At 68.1% G+C, this 24200-nt stretch carries 24 protein-coding genes and 1 tRNA gene; 14 read left to right on the top strand and 11 right to left on the bottom strand.

Annotated elements, in window-relative coordinates; translation table 11 throughout:
- Nucleotides 1–64: 64 nt before the first annotated feature.
- The 5 genes from VBO01S_RS01020 to VBO01S_RS01000 form a co-directional block, all read right to left on the bottom strand.
- Nucleotides 65–154 (bottom strand) — tRNA-Ser (locus VBO01S_RS01020).
- A gap of 57 nt (nt 155–211) precedes the next feature.
- Nucleotides 212–1543: a serine--tRNA ligase gene (gene serS, locus VBO01S_RS01015; protein ID WP_062469134.1), complete on the bottom strand. Its 1332-nt coding sequence runs from the start codon at nt 1541–1543 to the stop codon at nt 212–214.
- A gap of 63 nt (nt 1544–1606) precedes the next feature.
- Entirely contained in the window at nt 1607–2563 is a 957-nt protein-coding gene (locus VBO01S_RS01010; protein ID WP_157627237.1) for a threonine/serine dehydratase, read from the bottom strand.
- Between the two features lie 5 nt (nt 2564–2568).
- Nucleotides 2569–3537: a 4-hydroxy-3-methylbut-2-enyl diphosphate reductase gene (gene ispH, locus VBO01S_RS01005; RefSeq protein ID WP_062469131.1), complete on the bottom strand. Its 969-nt coding sequence runs from the start codon at nt 3535–3537 to the stop codon at nt 2569–2571.
- Entirely contained in the window at nt 3534–3977 is a 444-nt protein-coding gene (locus VBO01S_RS01000) for an FKBP-type peptidyl-prolyl cis-trans isomerase (protein ID WP_062469447.1), read from the bottom strand. Before VBO01S_RS01000 ends, ispH begins: the two co-directional genes overlap by 4 nt.
- Nucleotides 3978–4084: 107 nt before the next feature.
- Here VBO01S_RS01000 and radC point away from each other — a divergent pair, with 107 nt between their 5' ends.
- Together radC and VBO01S_RS00990 are read left to right on the top strand one after the other, a co-directional pair.
- Nucleotides 4085–4762: a RadC family protein gene (gene radC, locus VBO01S_RS00995; RefSeq protein ID WP_062469128.1), complete on the top strand. Its 678-nt coding sequence runs from the start codon at nt 4085–4087 to the stop codon at nt 4760–4762.
- Nucleotides 4762–5427: a Smr/MutS family protein gene (locus VBO01S_RS00990; RefSeq protein ID WP_062469125.1), complete on the top strand. Its 666-nt coding sequence runs from the start codon at nt 4762–4764 to the stop codon at nt 5425–5427. Before radC ends, VBO01S_RS00990 begins: the two co-directional genes overlap by 1 nt.
- Before the next feature lie 27 nt (nt 5428–5454).
- Here VBO01S_RS00990 and VBO01S_RS00985 read toward each other — a convergent pair whose 3' ends face one another.
- From VBO01S_RS00985 to fabV, 4 genes are all read right to left on the bottom strand, one after another.
- Nucleotides 5455–7503, bottom strand: a complete 2049-nt coding sequence (locus tag VBO01S_RS00985) for a bifunctional 2',3'-cyclic-nucleotide 2'-phosphodiesterase/3'-nucleotidase (RefSeq protein WP_157627254.1) — start codon at nt 7501–7503, stop codon at nt 5455–5457.
- A gap of 152 nt (nt 7504–7655) precedes the next feature.
- Nucleotides 7656–8879, bottom strand: coding sequence for an NAD(P)/FAD-dependent oxidoreductase (locus VBO01S_RS00980; protein WP_062469119.1), 1224 nt, complete (start codon nt 8877–8879; stop codon nt 7656–7658).
- A 159-nt stretch (nt 8880–9038) separates the two neighbouring features.
- Nucleotides 9039–9458 carry a group II truncated hemoglobin gene (locus VBO01S_RS00975; RefSeq protein WP_056578450.1) on the bottom strand — a complete coding sequence of 140 codons (420 nt, stop codon included), beginning with the start codon at nt 9456–9458 and terminating at the stop codon, nt 9039–9041.
- Between the two features lie 26 nt (nt 9459–9484).
- Nucleotides 9485–10681 (bottom strand): enoyl-ACP reductase FabV, encoded by a 1197-nt coding sequence (gene fabV / locus VBO01S_RS00970; protein WP_062469116.1) that lies wholly within the window; start codon nt 10679–10681, stop codon nt 9485–9487.
- A gap of 191 nt (nt 10682–10872) precedes the next feature.
- Here fabV and VBO01S_RS00965 point away from each other — a divergent pair, with 191 nt between their 5' ends.
- From VBO01S_RS00965 to VBO01S_RS00945, 5 genes are all read left to right on the top strand, one after another.
- Nucleotides 10873–11700 carry an ABC transporter substrate-binding protein gene (locus VBO01S_RS00965; protein ID WP_062469113.1) on the top strand — a complete coding sequence of 276 codons (828 nt, stop codon included), beginning with the start codon at nt 10873–10875 and terminating at the stop codon, nt 11698–11700.
- 122 nt (nt 11701–11822) lie between these two features.
- Nucleotides 11823–12518: an amino acid ABC transporter permease gene (locus tag VBO01S_RS00960; protein WP_056578440.1), complete on the top strand. Its 696-nt coding sequence runs from the start codon at nt 11823–11825 to the stop codon at nt 12516–12518.
- Between the two features lie 12 nt (nt 12519–12530).
- Nucleotides 12531–13241, top strand: a complete 711-nt coding sequence (locus VBO01S_RS00955; RefSeq protein ID WP_062469111.1) for an amino acid ABC transporter permease — start codon at nt 12531–12533, stop codon at nt 13239–13241.
- Nucleotides 13238–13981 carry an amino acid ABC transporter ATP-binding protein gene (locus VBO01S_RS00950; RefSeq protein WP_062469108.1) on the top strand — a complete coding sequence of 248 codons (744 nt, stop codon included), beginning with the start codon at nt 13238–13240 and terminating at the stop codon, nt 13979–13981. The genes VBO01S_RS00955 and VBO01S_RS00950 overlap by 4 nt, the downstream gene beginning before the upstream one ends.
- Entirely contained in the window at nt 13978–14979 is a 1002-nt protein-coding gene (locus VBO01S_RS00945) for an isopenicillin N synthase family dioxygenase (RefSeq protein ID WP_062469105.1), read from the top strand. The genes VBO01S_RS00950 and VBO01S_RS00945 overlap by 4 nt, the downstream gene beginning before the upstream one ends.
- Before the next feature lie 28 nt (nt 14980–15007).
- Here the strand turns inward: VBO01S_RS00945 and VBO01S_RS00940 are convergent, their stop codons facing one another.
- Both VBO01S_RS00940 and VBO01S_RS00935 read right to left on the bottom strand, forming a co-directional pair.
- Nucleotides 15008–15676, bottom strand: a complete 669-nt coding sequence (locus tag VBO01S_RS00940; RefSeq protein ID WP_062469103.1) for an HAD family hydrolase — start codon at nt 15674–15676, stop codon at nt 15008–15010.
- 85 nt (nt 15677–15761) lie between these two features.
- Nucleotides 15762–17102 (bottom strand): MFS transporter, encoded by a 1341-nt coding sequence (locus VBO01S_RS00935; protein WP_062469100.1) that lies wholly within the window; start codon nt 17100–17102, stop codon nt 15762–15764.
- A 190-nt stretch (nt 17103–17292) separates the two neighbouring features.
- On the opposite strand from VBO01S_RS00935, the gene cyoA reads away from it, so the two are divergent.
- Genes cyoA through VBO01S_RS00900 form a run of 7 tightly spaced genes read left to right on the top strand, consistent with a single transcriptional unit; the run spans nt 17293 to nt 24138 of the window.
- Entirely contained in the window at nt 17293–18318 is a 1026-nt protein-coding gene (gene cyoA / locus VBO01S_RS00930) for a ubiquinol oxidase subunit II (protein WP_062469097.1), read from the top strand.
- A 1-nt stretch (nt 18319) separates the two neighbouring features.
- Nucleotides 18320–20326: a cytochrome o ubiquinol oxidase subunit I gene (gene cyoB, locus VBO01S_RS00925; protein WP_062469094.1), complete on the top strand. Its 2007-nt coding sequence runs from the start codon at nt 18320–18322 to the stop codon at nt 20324–20326.
- Nucleotides 20319–20960, top strand: coding sequence for a cytochrome o ubiquinol oxidase subunit III (gene cyoC, locus VBO01S_RS00920; protein ID WP_062469091.1), 642 nt, complete (start codon nt 20319–20321; stop codon nt 20958–20960). The genes cyoB and cyoC overlap by 8 nt, the downstream gene beginning before the upstream one ends.
- Nucleotides 20957–21379 carry a cytochrome o ubiquinol oxidase subunit IV gene (gene cyoD, locus VBO01S_RS00915; RefSeq protein WP_062469089.1) on the top strand — a complete coding sequence of 141 codons (423 nt, stop codon included), beginning with the start codon at nt 20957–20959 and terminating at the stop codon, nt 21377–21379. Before cyoC ends, cyoD begins: the two co-directional genes overlap by 4 nt.
- Entirely contained in the window at nt 21379–22203 is an 825-nt protein-coding gene (locus VBO01S_RS00910; protein WP_062469086.1) for an SURF1 family protein, read from the top strand. Before cyoD ends, VBO01S_RS00910 begins: the two co-directional genes overlap by 1 nt.
- The gene (locus tag VBO01S_RS00905; RefSeq protein WP_062469444.1) at nt 22187–23578 is read left to right on the top strand and encodes an ATP-binding protein; all 1392 of its coding nucleotides are present in this window, start codon (nt 22187–22189) and stop codon (nt 23576–23578) included. Before VBO01S_RS00910 ends, VBO01S_RS00905 begins: the two co-directional genes overlap by 17 nt.
- Complete coding sequence (locus VBO01S_RS00900; protein ID WP_062469084.1) at nt 23575–24138, top strand: response regulator transcription factor; 564 nt, start codon at nt 23575–23577, stop codon at nt 24136–24138. Before VBO01S_RS00905 ends, VBO01S_RS00900 begins: the two co-directional genes overlap by 4 nt.
- The last annotated feature ends 62 nt before the right edge of the window (nt 24139–24200 follow it).

Below are 24200 nucleotides of genomic sequence, written 5' to 3'. Positions count from 1 at the left end.
GCCCCGTCTAGCGGGGCTTAGCTGCTGATTCCAGGCCGTCGGCGGCCTACTGCGGAATCATTTTTGGAGGAGAGGGAGGGATTCGAACCCTCGGTACTATCGCTAGTACGCCTGATTTCGAGTCAGGTACATTCGACCACTCTGCCACCTCTCCGGTGCTGTCGAGCCTCAGATTATAGCCAGAAAAATCTGACTTTTGACGCCCTGCGCTTCAACCGCGCAAAACTTCGAGGCCGCCGAGGTACGGACGCAACGCCGCGGGCACGTTGATCGAGCCGTCTTCGTTCTGGTGGTTCTCCAGCACGGCGACCAGCGCGCGGCCCACGGCTAGGCCGGAGCCGTTGAGGGTGTGCACCAGCTCGTTCTTGCCCTGGGCGTTCTTGAAACGGGCCTGCAGGCGGCGCGCCTGGAAGGCTTCGCAGTTCGACACCGAGCTGATCTCGCGGTACGTGTTCTGCGCGGGCAGCCACACCTCGAGGTCGTAGGTCTTGGTGGAACCGAAACCCATGTCGCCGGTGCACAGCAGCACCACGCGGTACGGCAGCTCCAGCGCCTGCAGCACGGCTTCGGCGTGACCGGTCATCTGCTCCAGCGCGTCGTAGCTCTTCTCGGGGTGCACGATCTGCACCATCTCGACCTTGTCGAACTGGTGCTGGCGGATCATGCCGCGCGTGTCGCGCCCGGCGCTGCCGGCTTCGGAACGGAAGCACGGCGTGTGGGCCGTGAGCTTGATGGGCAGCTGCGCCTCGGGCACGACCTCGTCGCGCACGAAGTTGGTCAGCGGCACTTCGCTGGTCGGGATGAGGTACAGCGCCGAATGGTCGGGCGCGGGCTCGCCGTCCTGGCCGCCCTTCTTCGCGGCGAACAGGTCGCCTTCGAACTTGGGCAGCTGGCCGGTGCCGCTGAGCGTGGCCGCATTGACCACGTAGGGCACGTAGCACTCGGTGTAGCCGTGCTGTTCGGTCTGCAGGTCGACCATGAACTGGGCCAGCGCGCGGTGCAGGCGGGCGATCGGGCCCTTCATGACGGTGAAGCGCGAGCCCGAGAGCTTGGCGCCCATCTCGAAATCGAGGCCCAGCGGGGCGCCGAGGTCGACGTGGTCCTTGGGCGCGAAGGCCAGCGGCGTGGCGTTGGCGCCGGCGCCGCCCTGGGGCGCCCAGCGGCGCATCTCGACGTTGCCGGCCTCGTCTTCACCGAGCGGCACGCTGGCGTGCGGCAGGTTGGGCACGGCCAGCAGCAGCGCGTGCAGCTCGGGCTGGATCTCTTCGAGGCGCTTGGATTGCGATTCCTGCTCGGCCTTGAGCGCGTTGACCTCGGCCATGAGCGCGTCGACCGACTCGCCCTTGGCCTTGAGCGGGCCGATCTGCTTGTTCAGCGTGTTGCGGCGCGCCTGGATTTCCTCGGTGCGGGTCTGCAGCGTCTTGCGCTCGGCCTCGAGCGCGGTGAACGCCGAGACGTCGAGGTAAGGCTGGTTCTTCTTGCGTTTTTCGAGGCCGGCCACAGCGGAGGCCAGGTCTTTGCGGAGCAGGGTGATGTCGAGCATGGGGAGATTTTAGGTGGGCGCCCGGCCCGCGCCCGCCCTCCCCGCTCGCACGCCCGCGACGACTCAGGCGACCGTGGCCGGATCGACGTTCGCCCCGCAGATGATCAGGCAGACCTTCTCGCCCTCGCGCGGCACGTAGGCGCCGGTCTGCAGCGCCGCCAGCGGCAGCGCGGCGGCCGGTTCCAGGGCGAGCTTCAGCTCCTTCCAGAGCCACTGCTGGGCGGCGCGGATCGCGTCGTCGGACAGCAGCAGCGCGTCGCGCACCTGCTGCTGCGTGATCTCCCAGGCGATGGCGCCGATGCGGCGCGCGCCCAGCGAATCGGCCGCGATGCCGCCGACGTCCACGTCGACGGGCTCGCCGGCCTCGCGGGCGCGGAACAGCGTCGGGGCCTTTTCGGGCTCGAGCGCCACCACGCGGGCGCGCTGCTCGAACCAGCCGGCCAGGCCGCCGATCAGGCCGCCGCCGCCCACGCTCACGAGCACGGCGTCGGGCAGGCCGCCCTGCGCCTCGATCTCGCGGCCGAGCGTGCCAGCGCCGGCCACCACTTCGGGCTGGTCGTAGGCGTGGGTGAGCAAGGCGCCCGTTTCCTTCTGGCGCGCCAGGCAGGCGGCCAGCGCGTCGGGGTACAGCTCACCGACCACGACCACTTCGGCGCCCAGCGCCCGCAGGCGCGCGCGCTTGGCTTCGGGCGACACGCCCGGCAGGAACACCTGGCAGGGCACGCCCAGCGCCTTGGCGGCGGCCGCCGTGGCAATGCCGGCGTTGCCGCCCGAGGCCACGATCACGCCCGCGGCGGGGATGTCGTTGGCCAGCAGGCGGTTCATCATGCCGCGGGCCTTGAAGCTGCCGCTGACCTGCATGTGCTCCAGCTTGAGCCAGACTTCGGCGCCGGGCGCGGCCACGCCCAGGGCGGCGGCCGGCAGCTTCCACAGCGGCGTTTCACGCAGGAAATGGCCGGCGCGTTCGCCCAGCCTGCGGGAGGCGCTCTCGATGTCGGAGCGCCAATCGGTGTTTGTCATGATGTTCAGGAGATGTGCCCAGGGGGCGGGATGTCGTCGAGCTTGAGGCCCTTGGGAAGCGGGAACTTGATGGTTTCCTCGATGCCGTCCATCTTGCGCACCGACACGGCGCCGAAGGCGCGCACGCGCTCGATCACCTCGTGCACCAGCACCTCGGGCGCCGAGGCGCCGGCGGTGAGGCCGATGCGCGACTTGCCCTCGAACCATTCGGGCTTGAGCTCGTCGGCAGAATCGACCATGTAGCTCTCGGTGCCCAGGCGCTGCGCCAGCTCGCGCAGGCGGTTGCTGTTGGAGCTGGTGGGGCTGCCGACCACGATCACGAGATCGACCTGCGGGCTCATGATCTTCACCGCGTCCTGGCGGTTCTGGGTGGCGTAGCAGATGTCCTGCTGCTTGGGCTCGCGCACGTTCGGGAAGCGCGCGCGCACGGCGGCGGCGATCTCGGCGGCGTCGTCCACGCTGAGCGTGGTCTGCGTGACCACGGCAAGCTTCTCGGTCTGCAGCGGCGAGGCGTTGGCCACGTCGGCCACGTCTTCCACGAGGTGGATGCCGCTCGACAGCTGCCCCATCGTGCCCTCGACCTCGGGGTGCCCCTTGTGGCCGATCATGATGAATTCGTAGCCCTCTTTGGCGAGCTTGGCCACCTCGACGTGCACCTTGGTCACCAGCGGGCAGGTGGCGTCGAAGATCGAGAAGCCGCGGTCGCGCGCCTCCTGCTCCACGGCCTTGCTCACGCCGTGCGCGCTGAACACCAGCGTGGAGCCGGTCGGCACGTCGGAGAGCTCTTCGATGAAGATCGCGCCCTTGGCCTTGAGCTCGTTCACCACGTAGGTGTTGTGCACGATCTCGTGGCGCACGTAGATCGGTGCGCCGAACTTGGCGAGGGCGCGCTCGACGATCTCGATGGCGCGGTCCACGCCGGCGCAGAAGCCGCGCGGCTCGGCCAACAGGACTTCTTCGATGTTCGGGTTCATAGCACGCCGATCAGCTTCACTTCGAAGGTGACCGGTTGCCCCGCGAGCGGGTGGTTGAAGTCGAAGCGCACGCCGGTCTCGTTCGACTCGACGACCGCGCCCGCGTAGCTGCCCGAGCCGTCGGGCGTGGGAAATTGCACCACGTCGCCGACGGCGTACTGCTCGTCGGGGTCGCCCATCTGGGCCAGCAGCTTGCGCGCCACCCACTGCTGCATGTCGGGGTTGCGCTCGCCGAAGGCCTCGCCGGCGGGCAGCTCGAAGGTGGCGTGCGCGCCCTCTTCCATGCCCATCAGGCGCTGCTCCATGGCCGGCGAGAGCTCGCCGGTGCCCAGCGACAGCGTGGCGGGCTTGTCGGCGAAGGTGTTGATGATGTCGCCCGCCGGACCGGCCAGCCGGTAGTGCAGGGTCAGGAAGGAGCCGGAAGTCACAACTTGGGACATGGGTGCAGCGAAGGTGGGCAAAGACGAGGGAGGTGTCCCGATAAACTGGCCCTCATTTTAAGGATCGGGGCAACACCTCGCCCCGGCCCAGGTTTCTGCAGGGTTTCATGGCATTCAAGGATCTCCCTCTCGACGCCCGGCCGCGCGAAAAGCTCATCGCGCGGGGCGCCGCCGCGCTGGCCGACGCCGAGCTGCTGGCACTGCTGCTGCGCACCGGCGTGGCCGGCAAGAACGTGCTCCAGCTGGCCCAGCAACTGCTCGAACGCTTCGGCGGGCTGTCGGGGCTGCTGCACACGGCGCCCGATGACCTCAAGGCGGTCAAGGGCATGGGCGGCAGTGCCAAGCGCTCCGAACTCACGGCGGTGCTCGAACTGGCGCGCCGCGCCATGGGCGAGCGCCTGAAGGAGCGCACGGTGTTCGACTCGCCCGAGGCGGTCAAGCAGTACCTGCAGATGCACATCGGCTCGCGCCCGCACGAGGTGTTCGCGGTGCTCTTCCTGGACGTGCAGCACCGCCTGCTCACGCTCGAGGAGCTGTTTCGCGGCACGCTCACGCAGACCAGCGTCTACCCGCGCGAGGTCGTCACCCGCGCCCTGCACCACCAGGCCGCGGCCGTGGTGCTGGCCCACAACCACCCCAGCGGCAGCATCGAGCCCTCGCGCGCCGACGAATCGCTCACGCAGACCCTGCGCGCCGCGCTGGCGCTGGTCGACGTGCGCGTGCTCGACCACGTCATCGTGAGCCCGGGCCAGAGCTTCTCGATGGCGGAACGGGGGCTGCTCTGATGGCGTCGTCTTCTTCGCGTCCCCCGGCCCTGAAGAACCTGGCCGACCTCAAGCAGGTGCAGCGCGTGCTCGCCGAAACCCGCGAGCGCGAGGCCGCCGAGGCCGCCGCGCGCGCCGCGGCCGAACGCAAGCGTGCCGCCGAGAAAGACCTGTTCACGCGCGCCATCGGCGCCACCGAGCCGCTGCGCCGCAAGGCCGCCGTGGCGCTCGCGCCCGAGCCGCCCGCGCCCATTCCGTTTCAGCACCAGCTCGACGAGCAGCGCGTGCTGCGCGAGTCGCTGTCCGACGAGTTCGACGTGACCACGCTGCTCGACGTCGACGACGCCATGAGCTTTCGCCGCCCCGGCATCGGCACCGACATCACGGCGCGGCTGCGCAAGGGCGACTGGTCGATCCAGGGGCAGGTCGACCTGCACGGCCTGCGCAGCGACGAGGCGCGCGAGGCGCTCGGCGGCTTCATCCGCAACGCCCACAAGCAGGGGCTGCGCTGCGTGCGCGTGGTGCACGGCAAGGGCCTGGGCTCGCCCGGCAAGCAGCCGGTGCTCAAGACCAAGACGCAGCGCTGGCTGATCCAGAAGAACGAGGTGATCGCCTTCGTGCAGGCCAAGCCGGCCGAAGGCGGGGCCGGGGCCCTGGTGGTGCTGCTGGCCCCCGTGCGGCGCTGACACGGCGCCGCACGGGCCCTGCCCTTCTTACTTGCTCAGATCGACCTTGTAGACCGAGCGGCCCTTGCCGTTGCCGTCATCCGCGGTCAGCAGCGAGATGTTCGTCAACCCCGCGTCCGTGGCCGCGCTCAATTGCCCCTGGCCCGACGTGATCGTCACGTTGCCCGCGGTCGTCACCTTGGTGAAGCGCCAGCTGCGCGCCGCGCCGTCGGCCGCGCGCGTGATCGTCTTCTTCGCCTTGATGTAGGCGATCAGCACGTCGCGGTTCGCATCGGGCGAGGCGTAGATCGTGGCGCGCCCGTCCAGCGCCGGGATGAAGCTCGCGCCGCTCGTCGCGCGGTAGTTGTTCGTGGCAATGACGAACTCCTTCGCCGGATCGATGGGCGCGCCCAGGTACATGAGGTTCTTGATGCGGCTGCCCACGGCCTGCGTCACGTCGATCTCGTACTGCATGTCGGGCGTGGTGAACATGTCGAAGTTGTAGCCCGGGAAGGGGCTGATCAGCGGCTGGTCGGTCGTGAGCGCCGGGTCGATCCTGTTGAAGCGCTTGGCCGCGGCCTCGAGCCAGCCCTTGATCTCGGCGCCCGTGACCTTCACCGCGTACACCGTGTTCGGGTACAGGTACAGGTCGGCCGCGCTGAAGATCGCCAGGTTGCCCACGGCCACGTCGGTGTAGTCGCGTCCGCCTTCGAAGCCCGACTTGAAGGGCGCGCTCACCGACAGCACCGGCAGGCCCGCGTACTGCGGCAGGCTGGCCTGGACGTAGGTCTTCACGTAGTCGGCCTGGGCCTGGTTCACGATCTGGATCGCGCCCGGGTCGCCGACGTCGGCAAAGAAAGTGTTCATGCGGAAGTCGGTGCTGCCGATCGGCGTCTTCACGTAGTCGATCGCGGCCTGGTGCTGGGTGTCGACCATCGGTGCCACGCTCGGGTCGGCATCGACATAAACGCCCTTGCCGATCTGGGTCGAGCGCGCCTCGACCAGCGTCTTGCTCTTGTCCACGCCCCAGGCCTTGCCGTCCCACACGAGCTCGAGCTTCACGAGGCCCAGCGCCTTGCCCCACGAGCTGGGCATCACGGCCGGCACGCCGTTGACGGTGCCGGCGGCGTTGTCCACGCCGGGCTGCGTGTAGCCGGGCTTGGCGCCACGGTCGGGGAACAGGCCGTGCTGGTGGCCCATCATCAGCACGTCGATGCCGGGCACCTTCGACAGGTACAGGCCCGGGCTTTCCATGGTCGGCGAGTACGGCGAGGCGTCGAGGCCGCCGTGCTGCAGCGCCACGACGATGTCGGCGCCCTTCTCGCGCAGCTCGGGCACGTAGCGCTTGGCCGCTTCGACCGCGCCTTCGGTGCGCAGCTTGCCTTCGAGAAAGCGCTTGTCCCAGTTCATGATGCCGGGCGTGGTGAAGCCGATCACGCCGACCTTCACCGGCACCGTCACGCTCTTGCCGTCCGGCGCGGTGGCGGTGAACTGCTTGGTGACGATGGTGTAGGGCGCCACGAGCGGCTTGCCGCTCTTGAGGCTGTGCACGTTGGCCACCACCATCGGGAAGCTCGGGCCCGCGCACTTCTTGCTGCCGTCCACGCCCTCGACATCGAGGCCGCCGCCGAGCACCTGGTTGAGAAAGTCCAGGCCGTAGTTGAACTCGTGGTTGCCCAGCGTGCCGGCGTCGTAGCCGGTGGCGTTCATCACCTTGTACATCGACAGCGGCTGCGTGCACGGGATGCGGCTGACCAGCGCTTCGTAGTCGGCCAGCGCGGTGCCCTGGATGGTGTCGCCGTTGTCGAACAGCATCGTGTTCGCGAACTCCTTGCGCGCGGCGTTGATGAGCGTCGCGGTGCGCTCGTAGCCGTACGACTTGTCTTCGGCGAGCTTGAAGTAGTCGTAGCTGCGCACGTTGAAGTGCAGGTCGGTCGTTTCGAGCAGCGCGACCGTGGTGCGCGTGCCGGCGGCCACGGGCGCCGGGGCCGGCGCGGGCGCAGGAGGCGGAACGATCGGGGGGAACGTGGTGCCGCCTCCGTTGCCACCGCCACAGGCGGTGAGCACGGCGGCCAGGACGGCGGCACAGGTGGACATGGGGGCGAGGCGCGCCAGCGACGCGGCCACTGCGTTGTTCATCGAGAGGTCTCCCTGCGGATATGAGGAAGACCAGTCTCCGAAAGCCGGGTGACAGACCGGTGAATCCGGGCCTGTCGTGCAGCGCCGTTGCGACAGCCGTTACGCCAGGTTCAGGCCAGGTGATTCTTTAGTGGTACCGCCGCGTCCGCCACCGCCTCCGGCGCGGGGCTGCGGCCCGCTTCGAGCAGCTTGCGGCTCATCATGTGATCGACCGGCGCGTTCACCGATTCGACGCACACGAGCTGGCCGTCGACGTAGTGGAACAGCGAGAACGCCTCGGGCTTCGGCCCCGCGCGGCGCACGCTCACCAGGCCCGGCGTGCCTTCGGCCGGCATCAGGCCCGCCATCTGCAACCGCAGGCCGCCCTGGTCGGACCAGAACCACGCGACCGCGTCGTGATCGCGCGCGGCGCCGGTCAGCGTGGCCACGGCGGTGCGCGCCTGGTCGTTCGCGTTCTGCACCGATTCGAGCCGCAGCGCGCGGCCCGCGCGGCGGTCGGGGAAGCGCGTGCAGTCGCCCACCGCGAGCACGTCGGCCGCGCTGGTCTGCATGTGGCCGTCGACCACGATGCCGTCGGCGCACTCGAGGCCCGCGGCCTGCGCGAGCGCGGTCTCGGGCACCGCGCCGATGCCCAGCAGCAGCAGATCGATCGGCTGCTTCACGCCGTTGACCTCGACCGACACGAGCCGGTCGCCCACGACCTCGAAGGCGCCGGTCTGCGCGCCCAGCACGATGTCGATGCCGGCCGCGCGGTGCGTGGCCAGCACGTGCGCCGACAGCTCGGGCGACACGGCGCGGCCCAGCAGGCGCGGCGCGCATTCGATCACCTGCACGCGCTTGCCCAGCGCCTGCGCGGTGGCCGCCACTTCGAGGCCGATGAAGCCGCCGCCCAACACCGTGACCTGCTGCGCATCCGCCAACCGCGTGCGCAGGCGCTGCGCCTCGTCGGCGGCGCGCAGGCTCGCCACGTTCTCCAGGCCTTGCGGCAGGCCGGGCATCTGGCGCGCGCGCGTGCCGGTGGCCAGCACCAGGCGCTCCCACGGCAGCACCGCGCCCGAGCGCAGCGTGACGGTGTGCGCCTCGCGGTCGATGGCCACGGCGGCGTCGCCCAGGTGCAGCGTGATGCCCGCTTCGCGGTACCAGTCGGCAGCCTTGTGCGGCTGCGTGGTTTCGTCGGCGCTCTTGAGGAAGGCCTTCGACAGCGGCGGGCGGTGATACGGCTCGCAGGCCTCTTCGCAGACCAGGTGCACGCGCGCGCCCTGCCCGGCTTCCGCCAGGCCCGCGCAGAGCTGGGCCGCGGCGTGGCCGCCGCCGATGATGACGATGGAATTCATGGACAAAGATCCTTCGAGTCGTTGTGTATGTGGTTCATTCGACGGCCTGGCCCCTTCGTGGAACACCGCGGAACCGGCTTTGCCGGGCCGCTGGTGTTGCCCCCGGCAGGGGGTTGGCGAAGCGACACGAAGTGCGCGTAGCCTGGGGGCGAGCCTGATCTATTCGCCGCGGTTGCGCATCCAGTCGGCGGTTTTGAAGAAGGAATCGCGCAACCTCGCGCGCAAGTCTTCAGGCACGCCGGTCTCGCCCATCGCCTGGTCCATGCAGGCCAGCCACTGGTCGCGTTCCTTGATGCCGATGGTGTGGCCGCCGATGGCCTGCGGCAAATGCCGCGCGCGCAGCATGGGGTGGCCGAAGCGGTCGGTGTAGTGGGCGGGCCCGCCGAGCCAGCCACAGAGGAACCAGAACAGGCGCTGGCGCGCGTTGTCCAGGTCGGTGCCGTGCACGGCGCGCAGCTGCGCGTAGGCCGGCTCGAGGTCCATCAGGTCGTAGAAGCGCTCGACCAGCGCCTCCACCTTGGGCTCGCCGCCGATCCACTCGAAGGGCGTGCCGGCGGGCGGTTTGTCTTGAATCTGCATGGGCGGGAGTATCCCCTCGGGTCGCTCTAGAGTTGGATCAGATCGGGAATGCCCACATCGGTGCTCACGTCAGCCGTGTAGTCCACGCCCTCGACGGCAAAGCCGAACAGGCGCAGGAACTCGGTCTTGTAGCCCGCGAAATCGGTCAGCTCGTTGAGGTTGGCGTCGGTGACCTGCGGCCAGAGTTCCTGCACGCGCGCCTGCACCTGCGGCGCCAACTCCTTGTAGTCGGCGCGCAGGCGGCCTTCGTCGTCCAGGTGCGGCGTGGCGCCGTACAGGCTGTCCGCGTACAGGCCGTGCACCTGCTCGATGCAGCCCTCGTGCGTGCCTTCGGCCTTCATCACCTTGAACAGCAGCGACAGGTACAGCGGCATCATCGGAATGGCCGAGCTGGCCTGCGTGACCACCGCCTTCAGCACCGACACGCGCGCGTCGCCGCCCTTGGCGGCCAGCTGGGCGCGGATGTCCAGCACCTTCTCGTCCAGATCCTTCTTGGCGGCGCCGATGGAGCCGTTCCAGTAGATGTCGTGGGTGATCTGCTCGCCCAGGTAGGTGAAGGCCGTGGTCTTGGCACCGTCGGCCAGCACGCCGGCCTGCTGCAGCGCGTCGATCCACATCTGCCAGTCTTCGCCGCCCATGACGGCCACGGTGTTGTCGATCTCTTCCTGCGTGGCGGGCTCGAGCACCGATTCCTTCACGGTCCCGCTGTCGGTGTCCAGGCCGCGCAGCGTCACGGCCTTGCCGATGGGCTTGAGCACGGAGTTGAAGACCTGGCCCGTCTTGGGGTGCGTGCGGCGCGGCGCGGCCAGGCTGTAGACCACGAGGTCGACCTGGCCGAGGTCGGCGCGGATGGTCTCGATGGCCTGCTGCTTCACCGCGTCGGAAAAGCCGTCGCCGTTGATCGTCTTGGCGTAGCGCCCTTCGGCCGTGGCGGCGCGGTGGAAGGCGGCGGTGTTGTACCAGCCGGGCGAGCCGGGCTTGGTCGCGCTGCCCGCGCGTTCGAAGCACACGCCCAGCGTGTCGGCGCCGCTGCCGAAGGCTGCGGTGATGCGCGCGGCCAGGCCGTAGCCGGTGGACGCGCCGATCACCAGCACGCGCTTGGGGCCGCCCGCGATGGGGGGTTTGGCTTTGACGTACGCGATCTGTTGCCGGACATTGGCTTCGCAGCCCACGGGGTGGGTGGTGACGCAGATGAAGCCGCGCACGCGGGGTTGGATGATCATGAAAAGCTCGCTCGGTAAGACATTCGGGGGACGGCGGCGGGGCACGTCGCGGCGTCGCGAATTTAACCCAGCCGGCAACAGGCCGATTCATCAGCCCCATATGCATATGTCGATTGACGATTTAATAATCTTGGGTTTTATTGATATGGTTCCGGCCTGAATTTCACTCTGGAGAGAGGACGATCCCCACCATGCGCCACACCCTGCTTGCCGCGGCCCTTGCCGCTTCCGCCCTGCTGACCGGCGTTGCCGCCCATGCGGACCAGCTCGCCGACATCAAGAAGAAGGGCGAACTCGTGGTCGGCGTGCTCGGCACCGACGAGCCCGCCACCTTCATCGATCCGAAGACGCGCCAGATCGTCGGCTACGAGGTCGACCTGGTGAACGCCATCGCGAAAAAGATCGGCGTGAAGCCGGTGCTCAAGCAGATCGCCGTGGCCGCGCGCATTCCCGAGCTGCAGCAGGGCCACGTGGACCTGGTGGCCGCCGGCCTCACGCACAACAAGGAGCGCGAGGCGCAGATCGACTTCTCGCTCACCACCTTCGTCACCGGCCAGAAGGCCATCGTGAAGAAGACCAGCGGCATCACCGAGGTGCCGCAGCTCGGCGGCAAGAAGGTGCTGACCATCCGCGGCGGCACGCAGGAGCCCAACATCCGCAAGGCCGTGCCCACCGCCGAGGTCGTGACCTTCGACACCAGCCAGCAGGCCTTCCAGGCGCTGCAGCAGGGCAAGGGCGTGGGCTACGTGGACGACGAGGCCGCGCTGCTGCGCAGCTACGCCAAGCTGGGCCCGCAGAAGGCGCAGTACGTGGTGCTCAAGCAGAACCTGAGCACCGAGTCGCTGGCCATCGGCATCAAGAAGGGCGAGAGCGGCCTGAAGACCGTGGTGGACGACACGCTGCGCGAGCTCGAGAAGTCGGGCGAAGCGCAGAAGATCTTCCTGAAGTGGTACGGCCCGAACACGGCCTCCGGATTCCAGACGCGCGACTTCAAGCTCGAGACCGACAAGATCGACTGAGCCCCGCGCGCTCGGCACACCAGGGGCGGGCCGCCATGCGACCCGCCCTTCGCTTTTGAGCAGCACGGCGCGCATGCGTACCATGTGCGCCCCGGCGCCTTTCGCCGTGCCTCCCGTTTCCCATGCCCCTGTTCGACTATTCGCTGCTGCTGACCGGCCAGTACCACGACATGCTGGTCGCGGGCCTGTGGCTGTCGCTGCAGCTGCTCGCGGTCTCGCTCGTCTTCGCGCTGCCGCTGGCGCTGGTGGTGGCGCTGCTGCGGCTCTCGCCGCTGGCGCCGCTGCGCTGGCTCGGCTTTGCGTACGTGGAATCGATCCGCAACATCCCGCTGCTGGCCCACATGCTGTTCTGGTACTTCGGCGCGCCCGAGCTGCTGCCCGAGGGCCTGAAGACCTGGCTCTATGAAGGCCACATCGAGGCCTACAGCGCGATCGTGGCGCTGTCGCTGTACACGGCCGCCTTCATGGCCGAGGACATCCGCAGCGGCATCCGCTCGATCCCGGCCGTGCAGTTCGAGGCCGGCCGCGCGCTGGGCTTCAGCTTCCTGGCCACGATGCGCCGCGTGGTGCTGCCGCAGGCGCTGCGCGTGACCGTGCCGCCGCTCATCTCGCAGACGCTGAGCCTGTGGAAGAACACCTCGATCGCCACGGTGATCGGCGTGGCCGAGCTGATGTACCAAGCGGGGCAGGTGGAAAGCGCGACCTTCCGCAGCTTCGAGTCGTTCGCGTTCGCGAGCGCGGCTTATCTGACGGTGTCGCTGGCGATCACCGGATTGGCCACCTGGTACCACCACCGCTTCCCGGTGCGGACCATCTGAGGCGTTGATGACATGCTAGAGATCATCCACGACTACTGGGTCTACTTCCTCATCGGCCAGTACCCGAACGGCCCGCTCGGCGGGCTGGTGCTCACGCTGCTGCTGGCCTCGTGCGGGCTGGTGCTCGCGCTGCCGCTGGGCATCGTGCTCGGCCTGGCGCGCGTGAGCCCGTGGCGCTGCATGCGCTGGCCCGTCACGGCGCTGGTGTTCGTGGTGCGCGGCCTGCCGCTGCTGATGGTGATCTTCTGGGCCTACTTCTTCCTGCCCAGCGTCACGGGTGTGAAGACCGACCAGTTCACCACCATGCTGATCGCGCTCGTGATCTTCGATGCCGCCTACCTCGCCGAGATCGTGCGCGCCGGCATCCAGGGCCTGCCGCGCGGGCAGATGGAAACCGCGCGCGCGCTCGGCCTGAGCTACTTCGGCGCCATGCGCCTCGTGGTGCTGCCGCAGGCGCTTCGCAGCATGCTGCCCTCGCTGGTGAACCAGTTCGTCTCGACCATCAAGGAGACCTCGCTGGGCTACATCATCGGGCTGGCCGAGGTGTCGTTCATCTCCACGCAGATCAACACGCAGGTGTTCACCAAGCCGGCGCAGATCTACCTGATCCTGGGCCTGACCTACTTCATCCTGTGCTTCGGCCTCTCGCGCTTCGCCTACTGGCTGGAGCGCCGGCTCGCGCGCCGCGGCCTTCCCGCCGCCACCCTCAAGGTGCCCGCATGATCGAACTCCAACAAGTCAACAAGTGGTACGGCAGCTACCACGCGCTGGTCGACGTGACCGAGACCATCCACAAGGGCGAGGTGGTCGTGGTGTGCGGGCCCTCGGGCTCGGGCAAGTCGACGCTGATCCGCACCTTCAACCGGCTGGAGCCGATCCAGTCGGGCCGCATCACGCTCGACGGGCAGGACATCCACGCGCCCGGCCTGGACGTGAACGCGTTCCGCTCGCGCATCGGCTTCGTGTTCCAGCAGTTCAACCTGTTCCCGCACCTGAGCGTGCTGCAGAACTGCACCATGGCGCCGATGCAGCTGCACGGCCTGTCGCGCAAGGAGGCCGACGCACGCGCGATGGCGCTGCTGGAGCGCGTGGGCCTGGCCAACAAAGCCAATGCGTGGCCCGGCGAGTTGTCGGGCGGCCAGCAGCAGCGTGTAGCCATTGCGCGCGCGCTCGCCATGAAGCCGCCGCTGATGCTGTTCGACGAGCCCACCAGCGCGCTCGACCCCGAGATGGTCGGCGAGGTGCTGCTGGTGATGCGCGACCTCACGCGCGACGGCATGACCATGGTGTGCGTCACGCACGAGATGGGCTTCGCGCGCGAGGTGGCCGACCGCGTGCTCTTCATGGACCAGGGTCAGGTGCTCGAACGCGCCACGCCCGACGATTTCTTCAACCGCCCGCAGCACCCGCGTGCGCAGCAGTTCCTGTCCGACATCCGTTCGCCTTTTTCGAGAGACGCATGACCGACCCATCTCTTCCCCTCATTGACGTCGCGCCGCTGGTGGCCGGCACGCCCGAACGCGCACGCGTGGCGGCGCAGATCGGCGACGCCTGCCGCGCGCACGGCTTCTTCTACGTCACGGGCCACGGCGTCGACGCCGCGCTGATCCAGCGGCTCGAAGACCTGAGCCACCGGTTCTTCGACCTGCCCGAGGAAACCAAGATGCAATGGCGCATGGCCCTGGGCGGCCGGGCCTGGCGTGGCTTCTTCCCGCGTGGCGGCGAGCTGACCTCGGGCCGCCCCGACTGGAAGGAAGGCCTGTACCTGGGCACCGAGCTGCCCGCCGACCACCCGCTGGTGCAGGCGAAGACGCCGGTGCACGGGCCGAACCTCTTTCCCGACGTGCCGGACTTTCGCGAGACCATCCTCGCGTACATGGACGCCGTCACGCAGCTGGGCCACCGGCTCATGGAAGGCATCGCGCTGAGCCTCGGCCTGCCCGCGGACTATTTTGCAGAGCGCTACACGGGCGACCCGCTGATCCTGTTCCGCCTCTTCAACTACCCGACGCAGGCCGTGCCCGAGGGCTTGGACGTGCAATGGGGCGTGGGCGAGCACACCGACTACGGCCTGCTCACGATCCTGCACCAGGACACCGTGGGCGGCCTCGCGGTGCACACGCCGGGCGGCTGGATCGATGCGCCGCCGGTGCCCGGCGCCTTCGTCTGCAACATCGGCGACATGCTCGACCGCATGACCGGCGGGCTCTACAAGTCGACGCCGCACCGCGTGAAGCGCAACACCTCGGGCCGCGACCGGCTGTCGTTCCCGCTGTTCTTCGACCCGAACTTCGAAGCGCGCGTGCAGCGCATCGAAGGCCTGGCTGGCGCCGACGCGCTGGACGACAGCGCCGAACGCTGGGACCGCGCCAACGTGCACGCCTTCAGCGGCCGCTACGGCGACTACCTGCTGGCCAAGGTGTCGAAGGTGTTCCCGCAGCTGCGGGACGAAGTGCTCTGAACTGAACTGAACACGGGCCCTGACTTCGTCAGGGAAACCAGCGCGGCACGTGCGGCATCGCATCGTGCAGCGAATCGAGCACATGAAAGGCCTGCGCGACGATCGCCTCGGGCGGGTGCTTGAGGTCGGGCACCACCACCACGCGCATGCCGGCGGCGAGCGCGGCCTTGGCGCCGTTCTCGCTGTCTTCGAAGGCAACGCAATCGGCAGGGTCCACGCCCAGGCGCTCGGCCGCGAGGCGGTACAGCGCCGGGTCGGGCTTGGCGCGCGCGACCTCGTCGCCGCCCGCGAAGGCCTCGAAATGGTGGAGCACGTCGAGGCTTCCCAGGCAGGCCGCGATCTGGCCGCGCGTGGACGACGAAGCCACCGCGCAGCGCGTGCCGCGACCGCGCAAGGCGGCGAGCAGCTCGGCCGCGCCGGGCTTGATGGGAAAGAGCGGCCGGGCGTCGCCGTCGGCGCGTTCCAGCTGCAGCGCGGCGGTCACCTGCGTCGCCGCGTGCTGGTAGGCGGCAGGGCCGCCGAGCAGCGCGGCAAGGATCTGCTTCGACTCGCTCATGGCCAGCCCCACGCATTGCAGGTACTGGGCGTGCGAAAGCTCGACATCGAGCGTGCGGGCCGCGGCGATCCAGGCGGCCATGATGGGGCGCTCCGAATCGATCAGCAGCCCATCCATGTCAAAAATGGCGGCGGTGAACATCGAGGCGAATCCTAAGCGAGCCACGCGGCGGCCATGAAAAAAGGGGCCATCGGCCCCTTCTTTGAAAACACGGCAGCAACGCCGGTCAATCCCGCGCCAGCGCCCGGTTCAGCCCCAGCGCCGCCAGCGTGCCGAGCGCGCCCGACAGCAGGTAGACGCTCACGAAGGCCAGGCCGAAGTGCGCCGACAGGCCCAGGGCGACCAGCGGGGCAAAGGCCGCGCCGATGAGCCAGGCCAGGTCGGCCGTGAGGGCCGCACCCACGTAGCGGTACTTGGGCGCGAAGTTGGAGGTCACGGCGCCGGCCGCCTGGCCGTACGACAGGCCCAGCAGCGCAAAGCCCAGCACGATGAAGATGTCCTGGCCGATGCGTCCGCCGTCGAGCAGCGTGGGCGCAAAGCCGCTGAACACGGCGATCATGGCGGCCAGGCCACCGAGCGTGAAGCGACGGCCGATGCGGTCGGCGATCAGGCCCGAGGCCACGATGCCGATGGCGCCGAACACCGCGCCGATCATCTGCACGATCAGGAACTCGGTGATCGACTGGTCGGAGTACAGCGAGATCCACGACAGCGGGAACACCGTGATCAGGTGGAACAGCGCGTAGCTGGCCAGCGCGGCGAACGCGCCGATCAGCAGGTTGGCGCCCTGCGAGCGGGTCAGCTCGACCACGCTGGTGGGCTGCAGTTCGCGCTCTTCGAGCAGGCGCGCGTACTCGTCGGTGGCCACCAGGCGCAGGCGCGCGAACAGCGCCACGACGTTGATGGCGAAGGCCACGTAGAAGGTGTAGCGCCAGCCCCAGTCGAGGAAGTCGGCCAGCGGCAAGCTCGAATACAGGTACGCGAACAGCGCGCTGGCCAGGAAGAAGCCCAGCGGTGCGCCCAGCTGGCCCAGCATGGCGTACCAGCCGCGCTTGTTGGGCGGTGCGTTCAGCGCCAGCAGCGACGGCAGGCCGTCCCACGAGCCGCCCAGCGCCAGGCCCTGGGCAAAGCGGAAGATCGACAGCAGCACGATGGCCGTGAAGCCGATGCTCGCGTAGCCCGGCAGGAAGGCGATGCCGGCGGTGGAGGTGCCCAGCAGGAACAGCGCAATCGTCAGCTTGGTCTCGCGCCCGAAGCGCCGCTGGATCGCCATCGAGATCACGGTGCCGAAGGGGCGCGCGATGAAGGCGAACGAGAAGATCACGAAGGCCCAGAGCACGCCTTCCAGGCGCTGCTCGAAGGGGAAGAACACCGCCGGGAACACCAGCACCGAGGCGATGCCGTAGACGAAGAAGTCGAAATACTCGGAGGCGCGGCCGATGACCACGCCGACCGCGATCTCGCCCGGGGCGATGTGCGAATGGTCGGCGTCTGCGGCGCGGGCGCCGCCTTCGGTCGGGTGCGACACAGGCTGGGCGCCTGGTGGACTGATGCTGGACGTCGTCATCTTGCTAGCTGGCTGGCTGTAATTCGGGTGTCATGCCGGGGCACGACACAGGGGAAATTCTGGACACCCTGTAGCGTCTCACCGAATTGCGTTTACCGCCATAGGACAAAACGTCCAATAGGCGGAATCCCTTGGGCGGCGTAGATTGCAGGGTCATTTTTGCGCGGCCTTCGCACTTTCCTCTCCCGGCATGCACATCCTCAAGACCCTTCGCCGAGCACTTCTGCTGCTTTCCGCCATTTTCCTGGCGGGCTGCAACACGGTGCTGTTGAACCCCTCCGGCGACATCGCCAACCAGCAGGGACGCCTGATCGTCGTCTCCACGGTGCTGATGCTGATCATCATCATTCCGGTGATCGCCCTGACCATCTTCTTTGCCTGGCGCTATCGCCAGTCGAACAAGGAGGCCACCTACAGCCCCGACTGGGACCACTCCACGCAGCTCGAGCTGGCGATCTGGGCCGCGCCGCTCTTGATCATCATCGCGCTGGGCGCGATCACCTGGATCAGCACCCACACGCTGGACCCGTACCGCCCGCTGAGCCGCCTGGACGCGCAGCGCCCGATTCCCGCCGAAACCAAGCCGCTGGTGGTCGAGGTGGTGGCGCTGGACTGGAAGTGGCTCTTCATCTATCCCGAGCAGGGCATCGCCACGGTGAACGAGCTGGCCGCCCCGGTGGACCGCCCGATCAGCTTCAAGATCACGGCCTCGTCGGTCATGAACTCCTTCTTCATCCCCGCGCTGGCCGGCCAGATCTATGCCATGCCGGGCATGGAGACCAAGCTGCACGCGGTGATCAACAAGCCGGGTGAGTTCGACGGCTTCTCCGCCAACTACAGCGGCGCGGGCTTCTCGGGCATGCGCTTCAAGTTCCACGGCCTGAGCCACGACGGCTTCGACCAGTGGGTGGCCAAGGTCAAGACCGGCAAAGAAGGCGAACTGACCCGCGAGCAGTACAAGAAGCTCGAAGTGCCGAGCGAGCGCGAGCCCGTGCGCCACTACGCCGCGGTCGATCCCGCCCTGTACGACGCCATCCTGAACCTGTGCGTCGACCGCAACAAGATGTGCATGAAGGAAATGATGGCCATCGACGCCGACGGCGGCCTGGGCAAGCCCGGCGCCTTCAACGTCGCCACCAAGCAGGCCTGGCAGGCCGACTCCCTCGACACGCCCAAGCGCAAGTACGTCACCGCGATGTGCACCACCGAAGACTAAGATGTTGCAGAACCTAGACCTGACGAAGCTCGTCTTCGGCCGCCTCTCCTGGGAGGCGATTCCCCTTCACGAGCCCATCCTGCTCGTGACCTTCGCGGCCGTGATCCTGGGCGGCCTGGCGCTGCTGGGCGCCGTGACCTATTTCAAGCTGTGGGGCACCTTGTGGCGCGACTGGATCACCAGCATCGACCACAAGAAGATCGGCATCATGTACATCATCCTGGGCCTGGTGATGCTGCTGCGCGGCTTCGCCGACGCACTGATGATGCGGGCCCAGCAGGCCGTCGCCTTCGGCGACAACGCGGGCTTTCTGCCGCCGCACCACTACGACCAGATCTTCACCGCCCACGGCGTGATCATGATCTTCTTCGTGGCGATGCCGCTGGTCACGGGCCTCATGAACTTCGTGGTGCCGCTGCAGATCGGCGCGCGCGACGTGGCCTTCCCGTTCCTGAACAACTTCAGCTTCTGGATGACCACCTTCGGCGCCGGCCTCGTGATGGCCTCGCTGTTCGTGGGCGAGTTCGCCAAGACCGGCTGGCTGGCGTACCCGCCGCTGTCGGGCATCCTGTTCAGTCCTGACGTGGGGGTCGATTACTACATCTGGTCCTTGCAGATCGCGGGGGTGGGCACATTGCTCTCGGGCGTGAACCTGCTGGCCACCATCGTGAAGATGCGCGCACCCGGCATGACCATGATGAAGATGCCCGTCTTCACGTGGACCGCCCTGTGCACCAACGTGCTGATCGTGGCCGCCTTCCCGGTGCTCACGGCCGTGCTGGCCCTGCTGTCGCTCGACCGTTACGTCGGCACCAACTTCTTCACGAACGACATGGGCGGCAACGCCATGATGTACGTGAACCTGATCTGGATCTGGGGCCACCCCGAGGTGTACATCCTGATCCTGCCGGCCTTCGGCATCTTCTCGGAAGTGGTCTCCACCTTCTCGGGCAAGCGCCTGTTCGGCTACGCCTCGATGGTGTACGCCACGGTCGTGATCACGATCCTGTCGTACCTCGTGTGGCTGCACCACTTCTTCACCATGGGCTCCGGCGCCAGCGTGAACTCGTTCTTCGGCATCACGACGATGATCATCTCGATCCCCACGGGCGCGAAGATCTTCAACTGGCTCTTCACGATGTACCGCGGCCGCATCCGTTTCGAGCTGCCCATGATGTGGACCATCGGCTTCATGATCACCTTCGTGATCGGCGGCATGACCGGCGTGCTGCTGGCCGTGCCCCCGGCCGACTTCGTGCTGCACAACAGCCTGTTCCTCATTGCCCACTTCCACAACGTGATCATCGGCGGCGTGCTGTTCGGCATGCTGGCGGGCATCACCTACTGGTTCCCGAAGGCCTTCGGCTACAAGCTCGATCCGTTCTGGGGCAAGTGCTCGTTCTGGTTCTGGATCGTCGGCTTCTGGATGGCCTTCATGCCGCTGTACATCCTGGGCCTGATGGGCGTCACCCGCCGCATGAGCCACTTCCAGGACATGTCGCTGCAGATCTGGTTCCAGGTCGCCGCCTTCGGCGCGGTGCTGATCGCGCTGGGCATCGCCTCGTTCCTGATCCAGCTGGTGGTGAGCTTCATCCGCCGCGAGTCGCTGCGCGACACCACGGGCGACCCGTGGAACGGCCGCACGCTGGAGTGGTCGACCTCGTCGCCGCCGCCGGCCTACAACTTCGCGTTCACGCCGCGCGTGCATGACAACGACGCCTGGACCGACATGAAGGCCCGCGGCTACCAGCGTCCGCTGGACGGCTTCAGCCCCGTGCACATGCCCAAGAACACGGCCGCCGGCTTCGTCATCGCGGCGCTGAGCGCGGTGTGCGGCTTTGCCCTGATCTGGCAGATGTGGCTCGTGGCCGGCATCGGCTTCGCGGCCATGATGGTCGCGATCATCGCCCACACCTTCAACTACAAGCGCGACTACTACATCCCCGCGGAAGAAGTCGTTCGCACCGAAGAAGCACGCACGCGCCTGCTGGCCACCGCCCATGTCTGATACCACCGCCCTCCCCTCCCGGAACGCGAACGCACCGGCGTTCGACCTGTTCCACGTCCGCAACGAGGACCACCACCCCGAGAACGGCACGCTGCTGGGCTTCTGGCTCTACCTGATGAGCGACTGCCTCATCTTCGCCTGCCTGTTCGCGGTGTACGGCGTGCTGGGCCGCAGCTACGCGGCCGGCCCCTCGGGCGCCGACCTGTTCGACCTGCCGCTGGTGGCGATGAACACCTCGCTGCTGCTGCTGTCGTCGATCACCTACGGCTTCGCGATGCTCGAGATGCAGCGCAAGCGCATGGGCGGCGTGCTGCTGTGGCTGGGCATCACGGGCCTCTTGGGCCTGGGCTTCATCGGCCTGGAGCTGTACGAGTTCGCGCACCTGCTGCACGAAGGCGCCGGCCCGCAGCGCAGCGCCTTCCTGTCGTCGTTCTTCGCGCTGGTGGGCACGCACGGCCTGCACGTGAGCTTCGGCATCATCTGGCTGGTCGTGCTGATGGTCCAGCTGCCCAAGCACGGCTTCACCGCCGCCAACCGCCGCCGCCTGATGTGCCTGTCGATGTTCTGGCACTTCCTGGACGTCGTGTGGATCGGCGTCTTCACCTTTGTCTACCTCATGGGATCGATGGCATGAGCGCCCCCGCACACACCGCCACCGCCGCACACGGCCACGGCGCACACGACAGCCACGGTCACGGCGACCACCACGACGACGGCCCCGTCAGCCACAGCACCTTCAAGGGCTACATGACCGGCTTCGTGCTGGCCGTGATCCTGACCGCGATCCCGTTCTGGCTCGTGATGGGCAAGGTGATCGCCAACCCGAGCACCACCGCCCTCGTCATCCTCGGCTTCGCCGTGGTGCAGATCGTGGTCCACATGGTGTACTTCCTGCACATGGACGCCAAGTCCGAAGGCGGCTGGAACATGCTGGCGCTGATCTTCACGCTGGTGCTCGTGGTCATCACGCTGGCCGGCTCGCTGTGGGTCATGTATCACATGAACACCAACATGATGCCGGCCATGGTCCACGACATGAAGAACATGCCCTGATGGCCCCGGCCGCCCGCCCGCGCTCCGTTGTCACGCGTGCGGCGCTGGCGGTCTGCGCCCTCCTGGCCTTTGCAGGCTTTCTTGCGCTCGGCACCTGGCAGGTCGAGCGCAGGGCCTGGAAGCTCGATCTCATCGCCCGCGTCGACCAGCGCGTGCACGCCCCGGCCGCCGACGCGCCGGCGCGATCCGAATGGCCCACGGTCAACGCGGCCAACGACGAATACCGGCACGTGCGCCTTCGCGGCACGTTCCTCCATGACAAGGAAGCACTGGTGCAGGCCAGCACCCGGCTCGGCGCCGGCTTCTGGGTGCTGACGCCGCTGCGCACCGCCGACGGCAGCGTCGTGCTCGTCAACCGCGGCTTCGTGCCGCCTGAAGCGCGTGAACGCGCGGCGCGCACTGCCCCCGAGCCCCAGGGCGACACCACCGTGGCCGGCCTGCTGCGCCTGACCGAACCCAAGGGTGGCTTCCTGCGCACGAACGACCCCGCGGCCGACCGCTGGTTCTCGCGCGACGTGCAGGCCATTGCCGCCGCGCGCGGCCTGGCCGACGTGGCGCCCTACTTCGTCGACGCCGAGGCCGGCGCTGCACCCGCACAGGCCGCGCCCACGTGGCCGGCAGGCGGCCTGACGGTCATCGCCTTTCCCAACAGCCACCTCGTCTACGCCCTCACCTGGTACGGGCTGGCGCTGATGGTGCTCGGCGCCGCGTGGTTCGTGTGGCGCGACGACCGGCGCCGACGGGCATCGCAAGACGGTAGCGGCGAAAATGCACCGCATGCCGACGCCGCACGCCCCGACCCCGCCGATGCCCGCCGCGACTGACAAGCTCGTCGCGGTGGCCGGCGAGCTGCACGCCCCGCGCGCGGGCGTCGCGAGCCTGGACAACGCCATCGGCCACCAGAACATGCAGCAGCTGATCCAGCTGCGCTGGTTCGCCGTGGTCGGGCAGGTGGCCACCATCCTCGTGGTGCACTACGGCTTCGGCATCCGCCTGCCGCTGAACCACATGCTGCAGGTGCTCACCTGCCTCGCGCTGTTCAACATGGTGAGCCTGCTGCGCCTGCGCATCCATGGCCGCGTGACCAACGAAGAGCTGTTCGTCGCGCTGCTGGTCGACGTGGCCACGCTCACGGCCCAGCTGTACCTCAGCGGCGGCGCCACCAACCCCTTCGTCTTCCTGTACCTGCTGCAGGTGATCCTGGGCGCGGTGCTGCTCAAGGCCTGGTCGACCTGGACCATCGTGGTCATCACCGGCCTGTGCTTCGCGGGCCTGGCGCTGTTCTCGCGCCCGCTGCCCTTGCCGCTGGACCACGACCGCGGCCTGTGGAGCCCCTACGTGCAGGGCATGCTGGTGTGCTTTGCGCTCAACGCGGCGCTGCTGGTGGTCTTCATCACCCGCATCAGCCGCAACCTGCGCGTGCGCGACGCGCGGCTGGCCGACCTGCGCCAGCGCGCCTCCGAAGAAGAACACATCGTGCGCATGGGCCTGCTGGCCTCGGGCGCGGCGCACGAGCTGGGCACGCCGCTGGCCACGCTGGCCGTGATCCTGGGCGACTGGCGCCGGCTGCCGCACTTCAGCTCCGACCCCGAGCTGCTGCAGGAAGTGGCCGAGATGGAAGTGCAGATCCAGCGCTGCAAGAGCATCGTCAGCGGCATCCTGCTGTCGGCCGGCGAGACGCGCGGCGAGTCGTCCGAAGAGACCACCGTGCGCACCTTCCTGGACGACCTCGTCGAAGAATGGCGCACCACGCGCCCGGTCGAGGAGTTCGACTACGAGAACCTGTTCGGGCAGGACCTGCCCATGGTGTCCGACTCGGCCATCAAGCAGATGGTGTGCAACGTGCTCGACAACGCGCTCGAGGCCTCGCCGCACTGGCTGCGCCTGGAAGCCACGCACGACGCCGACGCGCTCACCATCACCGTCACCGACGCGGGCCCCGGCTTCATGCCGGCCATCCTCGCGGAGTTCGGCAAGCCCTACCAGTCGAGCAAGGGCCGTCCCGGCGGCGGGCTGGGCCTGTTCCTCGTCGTGAACGTGGCGCGCACGCTGGGCGGGCGCGTCTCCGTGCGCAACCGTCCCGAGGGCGGCGCCATCGTGACCATCACGCTGCCACTGGCGGCCATCGTGCTCGAAGAAGACGAGGAAGCCCCAGCCATCGCGGACAACGCCGCCCCCCAAGCCCCGAGCAGCCCATGACGCACACACCCGACACCGCCGAGGTCCGCCAGCTGCTGATCGTCGAGGACGACGAGGCCTTCGCGCGCACGCTCGCCCGCTCCTTCGAACGGCGCGGCTACGTGGTGGTGCATGCGCGCAACCTCGAGGAGGTGGAAGCGCTGCTCGAGGAAGGCGACGGCCCTTCGCCCGGCTACGCCGTGGTCGACCTGAAGCTCAACGGCGAGGCCTCGGGCCTGGCCTGCGTGCAGATGCTGCACCGGCACGACGCCGAAATGCTGATCGTGGTGCTCACCGGCTTCGCGAGCATCGCCACCGCCGTCGAGGCCATCAAGCTCGGCGCCTGCCACTACCTGGCCAAGCCCTCGAACACCGACGACATCGAGGCCGCCTTCGGCCGCGCCGCCGGCACCACCGAGGTCGAACTGACCAACCGCTCCACCTCGATCAAGACGCTGGAGTGGGAGCGCATCCACGAAATGCTGGCCGAGACCGGCTTCAACATCTCGGAAACCGCGCGCCGACTCGGCATGCATCGGCGCACATTGGCACGCAAACTCGGCAAACAGCAGGTCAAGTAACATGATCTGCCGGTTTCGCGAATTCTTGCGGAACCAACACCGATCCCGGAGGCTCTGTTCCT

It is taken from the genome of Variovorax boronicumulans NBRC 103145 (assembly GCF_001591345.1).
Lineage (GTDB): Bacteria > Pseudomonadota > Gammaproteobacteria > Burkholderiales > Burkholderiaceae_C > Variovorax > Variovorax boronicumulans.
The sequence above is the reverse complement of the archived record's forward strand: the minus strand, read 5'-3'. Positions and strand labels throughout refer to the sequence as shown.